The organism is Klebsiella sp. K-3 (assembly GCF_051207495.1).
GTDB classification, from domain to species: domain Bacteria; phylum Pseudomonadota; class Gammaproteobacteria; order Enterobacterales; family Enterobacteriaceae; genus Klebsiella; species Klebsiella aerogenes.
Window position 1 is genome coordinate 1 of sequence record NZ_JBPNXF010000001.1, and the last position, 12,229, is coordinate 12,229.

A 12,229-nucleotide genomic window follows, 5' to 3' on the forward strand; every position below is an offset into this window, starting at 1 on the left:
TCCCGGCCTTCCGGTAACGTCTCAGCGATTTTGAGGCCACCAACACCGGCAGTTTCAGTCAGCATGGTGAATAAATTAAAGGCAGGCCGCACGGACCGTAGGCCGGATAAGGCGAAGCCGCCATCCGGCGTACAGGCGGCTCCCAACCTGTGCCCATGCCCGGCGGCGCTGCTTGCGCGGGCCTACAGATTCAGTGCAATGGGTGGGCCCAGAGCCATAGGTAGCCCGGATAAGGCGCAGCGCGCCGCTATCCGGGAGAGGGCCCGCTTCATCATTGGCAAATTGCTCAATGCCGTTACTTGCGAATAGACGCAATCTGCTGAAAACTATCAGCGAGATGGCGAACCACAGGGAACGGCAATGGCTGGACGTATTGACTATCAGATTGAAAAATTTCAGTTCATCGAGCGCAACGAATCCCCGCGTATTACCCGCCAGTGGGCGGAAGTCATTGCTGAATGTCAGCAGGAAAAGGCAAACAGTGAAACGCGTTTGCGTACTGCGTTGCTGAATGTCGACTACGCCACCAGCTTCGAACTGCCGTTTCGTTTATTACTTATCCGCGCCCCGCAGCTGGTGGATCGCTTACGCCATGCGCTGGCGCTGAATCAAAAGAACGTGGTGATTAATGGTAAGAAGCGCGGCTGCGTTTACAGCCTGAAAGCCGATCTCAGCGCCGTTCCGGATGAGTTTCGTTATCGCTTTGTGAGCCGGATTATTCGCAGCGGGCCGGATGCGGTTTCCGCCGCGCCCTATCAGCAGCTGGCAAAAGAGATAAAGGCGCCGCGCGAGCGGTTACGTCTGGCGCTGGAAAGCGGCTTGCAGGTCAATGCGCTGGATGGACTGTTCTGGTTTGGTATCCAGCGAATCGCTGCGGATATTTCGGCGCTGCGTTCTGCGGGGATGGCGATTACGACTGCGGAAGTGGAGGTGGCGGATAGTCTGACCAGAACGACGCGAATGATTGCGGCGTATCGGGTGGAGTGATCGTTATTTTAGTCATTAGGTTAAACTCGTTTGCTAACAGATTGTTTTGAGCGAGTTTTGCGTTTGACTTTTTATTAGGTTTTCTAAAATAGCCATATGGAATAGTTAGATGTCATATATAATGCTGATGAATTTGTTTAACTTTTAAATAAATTAAAGGGTTAATAATTTAATGCCCTGGTGAAATATTTTGTGTTCTTCTTTGATTTGCTGATATTCCTCGTGCAACAAGCTTTTAGAGTATAAGTTCGTTGTTTGGTTACATTTGGTAACATCCATTTTATTGCCCGCCTGATTTTGCGCCAATACCATCGCTAAACATAAGTTCCTCATTAATTATAGGCAGGGTGTCATGGCTTCTCTGGGAAAAATAGAGAGCGGCAATCAAACAAAATCTATTACGACATCCTTTATTGATGAAATATTTCAGGATACATGGTTGCTCGCGTTGGCAATTCGTAATGTGCCTGCCGTTGTCGTTGATCAGACGCTTTATAAAACGTGCGAGAATATGATTGAGCAGGTTCAGAAAGCGTTGTTTGCAGCTGGTGCATCTGAGGGGCTTGCAAGTGAAATTAAGTTTGCTCACTGTGTTTTTCTGGATGAAGCGGTAATGATGCAGCCGGATATCGATGTTTCTCTTTGGTGGAAGAATACACCCCTTCAGGGGCGCTATCTTGGAAACTTAAATGGCGGTGAGTTCTTCTACGAACATATCAAGAACCTGCTGCACGAAGCCGTTCCCTCAGAAGCTGTTGTGACCTGTTATCACCGAATGCTTTTGCTGGGCTATCAGGGGAAGTTTATCAGGGAAGGTGGAGAAGAAAATGAAGAACGACAATCTATGTTTAAGCAGCTGAGCGCGCTTTTGCCTGCAACAAAAGAAAAAATGAATTCTCCTGTCTTTATACGTAACTTTCGCCCGGATATTCATTTCTGGCGACGTTTCCCCTGGTTGATGAGAGGACTGGGCTTACTGCTTATTGTTGCCATTACCTGTGCAATGAGCGCCCATCTGCATTATTTGCTCGGACAATGGTTCACGCTGAGCTAATAACAGCTAATAACAATTGACCAGGGAGACGCAGGTGATGAATAAGAATAAATATATCCTCAAAGGAAACAAAATTCCGGTGTATAACCACTACCAGTTGAACATACCGGAGTTAAGCAAGCGACGCCCCGACATTCAACTGTCTGTCCTTCGCTTTAGCGGCGACGAAGCGTTAAATACCCCGTGGCGTTATTCCATTGAACTGACCTGTGAAGCCCCTGATATTCCTGCAGATGTGTTAATTAACACGACCGCAGAACTCCTTTTTTATCCTGATGGTAAACCATGGGAAGCGGTCGAACCCCGCGTCATGCGTGGTGTTATTACCGCTTTTCAGCAGTGTGAACGAACTGCTGATATCACTCGTTATGTGGTTGTGCTGGAAGCCAGCCTGGCGTTATTACGTCATAGCCTGACATATGCGGTGTATCAACATAAAAGCGTCATTGGTGTCGTTGAAGATATCCTGAAGCGTTGGGGATATTCCAGCCTCGACTATCGTTATGCGCTGAAAACCCAGTATCCGGTGCGCGAATTCTATATCTCGTATGCAGAAAGCGATTTATCCTTTATTGAGCGTCATCTGGCGCATGTTGGCGTATTTTATTATTTCGTCTGGGATGAAGAGAATCATCGGGATGTGCTGGTTCTCGGAGACTACACGCATTCTTTCGCCGAAGAGAAGAATATGGCCTACCGTCATCCATCAGGGCTTTTCGATGGCGGTCTTGAATCCCTGTGGGAGATGACAATCAACCGCCGCTCGGTTGCCGGGCAGACGCGAGTGAACGATGAATATTATCGCGAAGCCCAAAGCGATCTGCAGGCGCATCTGGAAACCGATCTGGATATGCCTGCGCTCATTGGCGAAGAATACCGCTACGGCGAGAATTACAAAGAGCAGGGCAGGCAGGCGGCAGAACAGCCGGAGCAAGGCCGCTGGTTTGTTAAGCGTCGTCGTGAACGTCTGGTAACAGAACAGGTTGTCTTTGACGGCAAATCAAACGGCATGACGATCCGTCCTGGGATGATTCTTCATCCACAGGGTAAACGTTGGGAGGAAGCGCCGGACGGGCTATTAGTGGTATCGACCTCGTCACAGCGCGTCTCCCGCGATACCGCCTACATCATCAGCTTTACTGCCGTGCCCCATCGTCTGCACCTCTCATATCGTCCACCTTTGCTGGGCAGGCCGCACATTGCCGGTACGCTGCTCGCCAGAGTCACCAGTCCGGTTGAAAACGCGCAGTATGCTGAACTGGATGAAACCGGGCGCTATCGGGTGCGTTTCCAGTTCGATCTCAATACTACCTGGCGGTCTGGTTTTGAAAGCCTTCCGGTACGCCTTGCCAGGCCGTATGCGGGGAACGTTTACGGCTGGCATTTCCCGCTGATTGCCGGCACGGAGGTGATGATTGCCTTCACTAACGGCGATCCTGACAGGCCGTACATCCTCTGCGCTATGCATGATTCCCGACATGAAGATCACGTCAACCTCTATAACTATCAGCGTAACGTGTTAAGGACTCCTGCGAACAACAAACTGCGATTTGAGGATCGGCGCGGGGCTGAGCACGTTAAAATTTCGACAGAATATGGCGGCAAGAGCCAATTGACGCTCGGTCATATTGTTGACAGTTCGCGTAACAAACGCGGTGAGGGTTTTGAACTGCGAACCGACAGCACAGGAACTCTCCGGGCGGGTAAAGGGCTTTTCCTGACCGCAGATGCGCAGGCCACGGCAAGCGGACAGGTGCTGGAAATGTCTGCGGCAATCTGCCTGGTCAAAGGTGCGGTCAACCAGATGGCCGAGTGGCGTACCATCACCCAGTCGCATCACAACCTTCAACCTGATACCACGCATCTGAAAAGCTATCTTGCCGCCGCCGATCAACTGAAATCTCCGGCCATGCTGCTGAGCGCCCCGCAAGGGATTGGGGTAGTTAGCCGGGAATCCGTTCTGATAAATAGCGCTCAGACGCTGCACCTGCAAAGCCAGGGGGAAGTCAATATTGCCAGCGGAGAGCGTATTTCCCTGAACGCCAGCCAGACCATTTCACTGCTCGCGCAGCAGGAAGGGCTGCGCATGGTGTCTGGCAAGGGGCCGCTGACCATCGAATCTCATGGCGATTTAATGGCGCTAACGGCCATGAAGGATGTCACCGTGCAGTCCACGCAGGGCGAGCTTCATTTCGCGGCGAAGAACGGCATTGTGCTGGGCTGCGGCGGTGGGTCGATTCGCATCTCCCCGCAGGGCAGTATCGAGATCCATACGCCGGGGACACTGAGCCTTAAAGGTCAGCACATCTGGGATGCGCCGGTGAGTGTCGGTACCCAACTGCCGGAACTCCCTAAGTCGGTGTGTAAGGACTGCCTGAAGAAAGCGCAGGAAGAAGCCGTCGCATTTGCGCCGCGAGGATAAGGACATCTGATGACAACAACACCACTGATAACACCCAAAAAGCATATGCTTTGGATGCAGCAGGGTGAGTCTCTCTGTTCTGCTACCGGACAGGACTATATTGATATTCTGATCGATCAGGCAGGAACCAACCAGCCGCTGCAAAATGCGCTACGCCAGTTATCTCCCGATCTGCGCTGGTTTGAGTTGTTCGAAGGAACCCCGGAGGGGGGAATGCTGGAATATTCGCCGGTCGTTATGCGGCTGTGTTTTGCGCTAACGAGCCACCGGATGTGGCTGGAGCAGTTACTGGAATACTTCTCTGGTACTCCGCGCCTGACGTTGCTGATATCTCCTCTGGCCTTTGATTTGCTCTGCCGCCATTTGCAGGCATTGTCGCAGGTACAGTGGGAAGAGCAGACCGGCTTACTGCGTTATTACGATAACCGCGTGTTCCCATCCTTACTTACTCACGTTCTTAACGCAGAACAACAGGCTGCATTTACGGATATCGCGCTGTTCTGGGGCTGGAGAGACCGAGACGGCGAGATCGTCTGGAAAACGGGAACATTTTCTCCTGCACGCGAACTGGCAAATAACCCTCAATTGGGGCGAGTTGGCGATGATCAGATAGATCTGATGGGCTGTATTAGTGATGCAGAAGCTTTATTGGCGAGGCGGTTATCTTCGCAAGGCGGGAAAGAGGAGCATTTTTCGTACTGCCTTTCCGTAGCTTTAAAGGCAAGCCAGCAAGGATATTTAGGTGATTTGGCATCCGATGCAGAATTAGAGGTGATAAATATATGAAGCGTCTATTACGCAGGTACCAAAAAATCGATAGAAACTGGCTTATGAATTCTTTTTCCCTGTTGGACACTATTTTTTGCAGTGATAGATGTCGTGTTGTTATCGATTGATTCGATTTGCAATGTAGGAAAACAACAAACGCTCAAGCCAGGGAGGAAGGGTGAACAGAATAAAATGGATTATCCGGGGCATTGCTTTATTTGTGTCAGTGTTGTTATCGGGATGTTCGCCCTCCCAGGCTGGCGAGTCGAGCGCAGGGAATATCGGCGGATACAACCATGTTGCCGGGCAGAACGTTAACTGGTTTTCAGTAAACGGCTACCATGCGACGCTAAATGGAAATGTGTGCTGCGTTATGATCCCGGACCAGTGGCGGCCTGGGATGACTGCACATATTGAGTGGGAGGTTGATCCTAACCCAAAAGCTCATTTACCGCCTTTGGGAACAGATGCTTATAACAAGGCGTACCTACAGCATAAGGCCAAATACCTTCGCTATAGTGCTGATGTTCCCATTCCGCAATATAAGGAGAGTGCGGGCATTAACGTCCATTTTCTTCCTTGCCATCAGGTAAAAATTTATGCGGGTGTAGCCGGCTACGGTGCCTATTCCTACCCAATTAAAGAGCCGATGAATATGCAGGAGCCCGCAACATGTCAGAAATAAAAGCGTCTGCTTGGGTTCCTCCGTCATTCCCTTTGAGTGGGCGTTTACCTGGGGCGCAAAAAGACGTACTGGATAATTATCTAAAGCAGCGTAGAGAAGAAGATGAATACCTTAATACCTTCAATGGGCAAACAGGACGGCGAAATGGGGCTGGCTTTACTTGTGCAAGAAGTCTGCATATCAGTTTCTTTTTTGACGGTACGGGGAATAACGAGAACAACGATACTCACCGTGCTAACCCAACCCATCCGACCAATATTGCTAAGCTTTTCCATGCTTCTTATGCAAAAGAGGCTGAAGGTGACGGTTATTATTCCTACTACATGCCCGGAGTAGGGACCGCTTTCCCGGAGATAGGTGAAATGGACTACAGCGACGCCGGGTTAAAATATGCCACGGGCGGAGAAAACCGTATTAACTGGGCGTTGCTTATGCTGGCAGATGCCTTAATGTTCTCGCTCTCGAAAAAAGAGAAGCGCATTACAGCCCTTGAAGCAAAAGGGAAGCTGTCTGGAATGGCCGCCCGCTGGCCTTTAAGCGGCGATACCAATCGCAAGGCGGTATTCTATGAATTTCTGAATGCAGAAATGCGTGCCAAAGCCCAGGATGAAACCGCCAAACCCAAGATCCTCAAAATAAAGCTGTTTATCTATGGGTTTTCCCGCGGTGCAGCCGAAGCCCGAACTTTTGTTAACTGGCTGACAGAATTGTTTGAAACGCCAGAAGGGGCGGATAAACCTGAGCAGTCAATTCTGGGGATCCCTCTGAGCATTGAATTTTTTGGGCTCCTGGATACCGTACCTTCTGTTGGCGTAGCCCATATGGCTCCCATGTGCGACGGGCATATGGGATGGGCGGATGGCACGCAACAGTTACCCGATGACGCATGTTTTCCTAACCTGATTAAGTGCTGCCGGCACTTTGTATCAGCCCATGAACAGCGCCTCTGTTTTCCTCTGGATTCCGTTCGCCGCCCGGAGGGCATCTATCCGCCGACCACGATGGAAGTGGTTTATCCCGGTGTGCATTCCGATATTGGCGGTGGCTACCCACCGGGCGAACAGGGAAAGGGAATGGCTGATGAAGCTGATCCCAATAACCCTGGAAAGGTTTTATCGCAGATCGTTTTGCACGATCTCTATGCCGCTGCATTTGCTGCGGGGGCTCCACTTACTGTTCCTGATGAATATATTCCTGATTCAGTCAGGGCAAAAACTCCGTCGAGAGGCATGAGTGAAGCGATAAAAAATGAATTTAACTTCAGTCAGTCGCTCATCCAACGCTTCAACGCCTGGCGGCAGACCATCATTGCCGAAAAACCAGCGGATGCTAAAACCGATAGCGTCTACGGCTACCATCCGCATCGTCTCAGCCAGTCACTGGAAGATGCCGTTATCGAACAAATCGGTTGGATCACTGCCTGGCGTATTGGGCGTTATGCTTTCCGGAGCTATGTCACCCAGCCGTTTTATCTGGGGGCGCCCGAGCGTACCAAAGAGGAGCTGGAGCAAGATGAGAAAATGCGTGACGCTCGACAGAGCGAGATAGATAAAATCCGCAACGCAGCAAAACAAAACGCTAAATCAGCACCTTCTGCGTCGGCGGATCAGGCCGGCTGGCCTGCCTTTGAACCCACCATTGATAAGACGGAACTCCGCGAGGCAGCAGAAGAGTTTCGTAGCGACTACCTGGACGAATTTCGCCCGCAGAACGGGTGGGAGTTCGCTATCCACACGATCCCCAAATATGCCGTCTGGCTGATCAACACGGATGATGAGCAGGCCGAGTACGATCGGATCAAAGGCGATGGCGACCGTTTATACGGCAGATTATTTACGTCAAAACAGGGAGATGTCGTAACCGAGCCCGCGATGGCGCAGGTTGTTGCGCTGTTTGATGAGCAGATACATGATTCCCGCGCCTGGTTTATGTATTCCACGCTCGGCACCCGTGAACCCTGGGGAAGCTATTTCTTTTATCGTTCAATCTACTTTGGTTCCCAGAGCAATAAGGATCAGTATCTGCTCTCCGTCGCGGGGCAATTACTGGGGGTTGCCATTATTGCCGCTGGCGCGACCTATACCATCAAACACAAATCCCTTAAAGGCATCGGCGTTGCGGCAGGCGTTTACGGTATGGAGCGCATCATTATTAATAATGCGACAGGTAAACCGGTTCCTCTGCTTGATAACGCCGCAGAGCTCTTTAAACCCACGCGGGATCCGGGCTTGCTGGTGGCGCAGGCCAGCCGTCAGACCATCGCCACACGGCACCAAACCATGATGGCTTCGGCAATTGATATGCTCAAAGAAGCAGGAGCTAAAGTGGTATGAGCCTGAAAAAGCTAATTCGCGTAGGGGATATGCTCAGGGAACACGGCGGCGAAGTGCTGAGCGGCCGCTATGAGGCCTTCGGCAAACCGGTGGCCTGCGTGGGGGATAAAGCCCGCTGCAATAAGCATGGCATGACCACTATCGCCCAGGGAGCGCCGGGCAGCACGATTAATGGCAAAGCGGTAGCGCTCGACGGGCACCAATGCGCCTGCGGTTGTACGCTGGTCAGTTCACTGAGCGCGATGGACGTACATGGATGATTTTCCCGCCACGTTACCCTGACTATGCCGAACTTCATCCCGTCTGTTGGCGGCGATGGTGGATTGCGCTGCCGGTGATGTTGTTCCTGGCGGCACTGGCGACGATGTTGCTGTGGCCGGAAGGCAAACCCACCCGAACGCTCTCCTTCTGGTTCTGGAGCGTGGGATGTCCGTTGAGCGTCTGGCTGGTTGCCGTCGCGCTGCGCTGGTTGGTCTGGCTTCAGTCCGTTTCGAACCGCGAAACGCACCGGGAGGCGACCGCATCAACCGTCGAGGCCTGGTGGCGATACCGTTCGCGTATGTTACCCGTAGAAGCTGTGATGCTGATGACGGCAGTAGGCGATAAAGAGTCTGACCATCAGGCGCTGTTGTCGCAACCGCTTCCGGCAACTCCCGGTGCGGTCGAAGATCCGCAGGGTAACGCGCGACTGTATTGCCCGAAGGTGCTGGGGCTGGGAGGTAGGGAAAGCCGGACTGTTCTGCTGTCCCGCTCTCTCGCCCGTCTGGTGTTGGCGCGTTTGCGCGAGGCTGATGAAGCCCGGCCAATACAGGTGTTTTGCTGGCTGGGAGATGAGCAGAGCCTGGCCGCGTTCAGCCAGGCGCTGGAATTCGATGGCATTCGCCTGCCGGAAGATGCGCTTCATCTGCAAAGCGCTGCCGAACTGGACAACGTTATTGATGCCATGCCCGCCGATGAACAGGCGATGCTGCTTTGCGCAGGGGCCGGGGAGGCAACACCGTCAGCGGAATACGCCGCCTCGGAAGCGGGTTTTGCCTGGCTGTGCGGACACCGGACGGCAGCTTTGATGACGCGCAGCGAAATACTCCAGCCTGAGACGGGGGAAACGCCGACTCAACTGACGGAACAGCTTAGTCGCTATGCCGGCTTGCACGGTGTGCCTGACGGGATGCTAGCCGCCGATTCATCCGCAATGGATACCCTTTTGCCGTCCGGCTGGTCAGCCGTCGATTACGTTCTGATGCCGTGGTTGGGGCAGGCCGGGCCGGTTACGCCTTTTGTGATGCAGTCCCTGGCCTTGCTGTCAGCCCTTCAGGGGAAGTCCTGCGGCTGGACGACAACATTTACGGAATCCCAATTTATTACAGGAGTTTGCGTTCCCCGTGGAAACCTCGCGCACTGAGCCTCGTCATTCCTTATTTTGGCTTGTGACTGGCTACATCATCACTATCACCCTGCTGGTTACTCTCGGGGCGCTGTTGTATTACTTCGCTGGTAGCAGTGTTGATCTGCCGGCGCTGCTGCCGGGCAAGATAATCTTCCGCGCTTGCCTCGTCTGGATGGTATTGGTGTGGTTTTGCGCCCCGTTTATTCTTGCCTGGAAAGCCCTGGTCAGACTGAAAGCCCGGGAAGCGACGGGGGAGACCAACAGCAAGACCACGCGCGCGCCGGAAAACCAGTTGGTAAAAGACATTACCACGCAGATGCGCTTCCAGTATGGCCGTCTCTGGCGGCGTAAAGTTCGTATTCTGCTGATGGTCGGCGAGGAAAGTAATGTAGAGCAGGCCGTTCCTGGCCTGACCACGCAACTCTGGGTTGAAGGCCACCGAACCGTGCTGTTGTGGCAGGGGAATCCGGTTGATGAACCCGATGTCTCAGCCCTGAAAGCGCTGCGTAAAATTCGCCGTCGTCTGGCAGATGCGATGGTCTGGGTGGTGAATGCTGAAACTGAACTGACTCACGATATAAGGGATACTGCGGCGCGCCAACTGCGAAAGCAGTATCACGCGCTCGGCTGGGAAGTACCGCTATGGTTGTGGGAGATCCACTCGTTCGAGTGGGAGCAAGCTGGCTTACCCGCGCAGGGCATTGGATTCCTGGTCGCGGCGGGCGATAAGGCTGAAGATTTTAGTGATTCCATGAATCAACTGGAAAGCGCACTGTTGCGTCAGGGGATGCAGCAGATCATTAATAATCGAAAGCACTCCTTTCTGCTAGAGCTGGCGAAATATTTGCGCGAGGGGGGGAACGCTCGCCTGACGCAGACTCTGTCACAGCTGGGGGAAGGAGCCATGGCGCTGTCGCTGGCCGGGATGGCATTCAGCCCTGTGACAACGTCCGGAAATGTTTCTCTTCGCCATGCCTGGCTGCCGGGTAACATGTGGCTGGATTTACTCGCACAACGCTGGCGTAAACCTGGAGCGACGGGAGCATCGTGGCATAAAAGCTTAAAGCTGATTAGCACCTGTTTGCTGACGTTCTGGCTGGCGGCCTGTATTTTCTCCTGGGTTGCTAACGAACGTCTGATGCAGGCCGACCATGCGCTGGCCTTGAATGCTGTCAATACCCGCCAGCCTTTAGCGAAGCAACTGCTGGCGTTGTACCAGCTGCAGCATGAAATTGAACGCCTGCAACACCGCAAGCTGTACGGCGCGCCGTGGTATATGCGCATGGGCCTTAGCCGAAACAATGACGTCCTCGACGCGCTCTGGCCGTACTGGCGGCAGGCGGCGATGCCGCTACTGCGGGATGCGTCAGCGCAGCATCTGTCCGCGCTGATGAACAGCTGGCGCAATCTGCCGCCTGACGATCTGCAGCGAGCTTCACAGTCGAAAGTGATATATGACCAGCTTCGTGCCTATCTGATGCTTTCCCGCCCGGATAAAGCCGAACCGGCTTTCTTTAGTTCGACGGTGACGCAATTCTGGCCGCAGCGCGAGGGTGTGCAGGATGGCACATGGCGAGCGGTTGGTAACAGCATGCTGGCGTTTATGATGCAGAACCTTCCGGCACACCTGGAATGGCGAATCATGCCGGATATGCGGCTGGTCAGCGGCATGCGCTCTGCCCTGCTTCGCCAGATTGGCGCCAGTCATGCAGAATCCACTCGCTATCAAAAGATGATTGAACAGGTATCCCGTGATTATGCGGATATGTCGCTGAGTGCCATGGTCAATGGTTCGGACAGCAGCCAATTGTTCAGCACTGATGTTACCGTACCCGGTGTATTTACGCGCAAGGCCTGGGAGGAAGAAGTTCAGCCCGCCATCGAGAAACTGGCGAAATCACGGCGGGAAGAAATTGACTGGGTGCTCAGCGATGCCCAGCATTCCAGCGATGCCACCAGCACGGTTTCCCCGGATACGCTGAAAGCCCGGCTGACGGCGCGCTATTTCTCTGATTATTCCGGAGCGTGGCTTAAATTCCTCAACAGCCTGCAATGGCATCAGGCAGGCAGCTTATCGGAGTCAATTGATCAACTGACTCTGCTGGCTGATGTGCGGCAGTCACCGCTGATTGCGTTGATGAATACTCTCAGAGTGCAGGGGCGTGCCGGGCAGATCGGAGGCGATCTGACGGACTCCCTGGTGAGTTCAGCGAAAAATTTGATCCACAGTGAAAAAGCGAATGCTGCCATGCGGCACTCCGGAAATGAGGCGCACGGGCCACTGGATGCGACCTTTGGTCCGCTGTTGTTACTGTCGGACGGGGATGGCTCACAGAATAGCCTGAGCCTACAAACCTTCCTCACCCGCATTACCCGTGTTCGTCTGCGGCTTCAGCAGGTGACGAACGCGCCTGACCCACAGGCGATGATGCAGTCACTGGCGCTGACGGTGTTTCAGGGTAAGGCGGTTGATCTGACCGATACCCGCGACTACGGCAGTCTGATCGCCGCGAGTCTCGGTCAGGAGTGGAGCGGTTTCGGCCAGACGGTTTTTGTGCAGCCGATGATCCAGGCCTAGGAGCAGGTACTCTCC

General features: G+C 53.3%; 9 protein-coding genes. All 9 read left to right on the forward strand.

What is annotated here, in order from left to right; all coding sequences use genetic code 11:
* The first annotated feature begins 360 nt into the window (after positions 1 to 360).
* Positions 361 to 987, forward strand: a complete 627-nt coding sequence (locus ACSEMK_RS00005; RefSeq protein ID WP_430919392.1) for a helix-turn-helix domain-containing protein — start codon at positions 361 to 363, stop codon at positions 985 to 987.
* Between the two features lie 352 nt (positions 988 to 1,339).
* Positions 1,340 to 2,041: a type VI secretion system protein TssL, short form gene (gene tssL, locus ACSEMK_RS00010; protein ID WP_430914472.1), complete on the forward strand. Its 702-nt coding sequence runs from the start codon at positions 1,340 to 1,342 to the stop codon at positions 2,039 to 2,041.
* Between the two features lie 37 nt (positions 2,042 to 2,078).
* Positions 2,079 to 4,463, forward strand: a complete 2,385-nt coding sequence (locus tag ACSEMK_RS00015) for a type VI secretion system Vgr family protein (protein ID WP_430914471.1) — start codon at positions 2,079 to 2,081, stop codon at positions 4,461 to 4,463.
* 9 nt (positions 4,464 to 4,472) lie between these two features.
* Positions 4,473 to 5,249, forward strand: a complete 777-nt coding sequence (locus ACSEMK_RS00020; protein ID WP_316425244.1) for a DUF4123 domain-containing protein — start codon at positions 4,473 to 4,475, stop codon at positions 5,247 to 5,249.
* Positions 5,250 to 5,409: 160 nt separating this feature from the next.
* A complete protein-coding gene (locus ACSEMK_RS00025; RefSeq protein WP_430914470.1) occupies positions 5,410 to 5,916 on the forward strand; it encodes a DUF3304 domain-containing protein in 507 nt (168 codons plus the stop codon).
* Positions 5,904 to 8,249 (forward strand): T6SS phospholipase effector Tle1-like catalytic domain-containing protein, encoded by a 2,346-nt coding sequence (locus tag ACSEMK_RS00030; RefSeq protein ID WP_435336264.1) that lies wholly within the window; start codon positions 5,904 to 5,906, stop codon positions 8,247 to 8,249. The genes ACSEMK_RS00025 and ACSEMK_RS00030 overlap by 13 nt, the downstream gene beginning before the upstream one ends.
* A gap of 2 nt (positions 8,250 to 8,251) precedes the next feature.
* A complete protein-coding gene (locus ACSEMK_RS00035; protein ID WP_430914483.1) occupies positions 8,252 to 8,509 on the forward strand; it encodes a PAAR domain-containing protein in 258 nt (85 codons plus the stop codon).
* The gene (locus tag ACSEMK_RS00040; protein ID WP_316425248.1) at positions 8,506 to 9,651 is read left to right on the forward strand and encodes a hypothetical protein; all 1,146 of its coding nucleotides are present in this window, start codon (positions 8,506 to 8,508) and stop codon (positions 9,649 to 9,651) included. Before ACSEMK_RS00035 ends, ACSEMK_RS00040 begins: the two co-directional genes overlap by 4 nt.
* Positions 9,632 to 12,214 (forward strand): ImcF-related family protein, encoded by a 2,583-nt coding sequence (locus tag ACSEMK_RS00045; protein ID WP_430914468.1) that lies wholly within the window; start codon positions 9,632 to 9,634, stop codon positions 12,212 to 12,214. Before ACSEMK_RS00040 ends, ACSEMK_RS00045 begins: the two co-directional genes overlap by 20 nt.
* Positions 12,215 to 12,229: the final 15 nt, after the last annotated feature.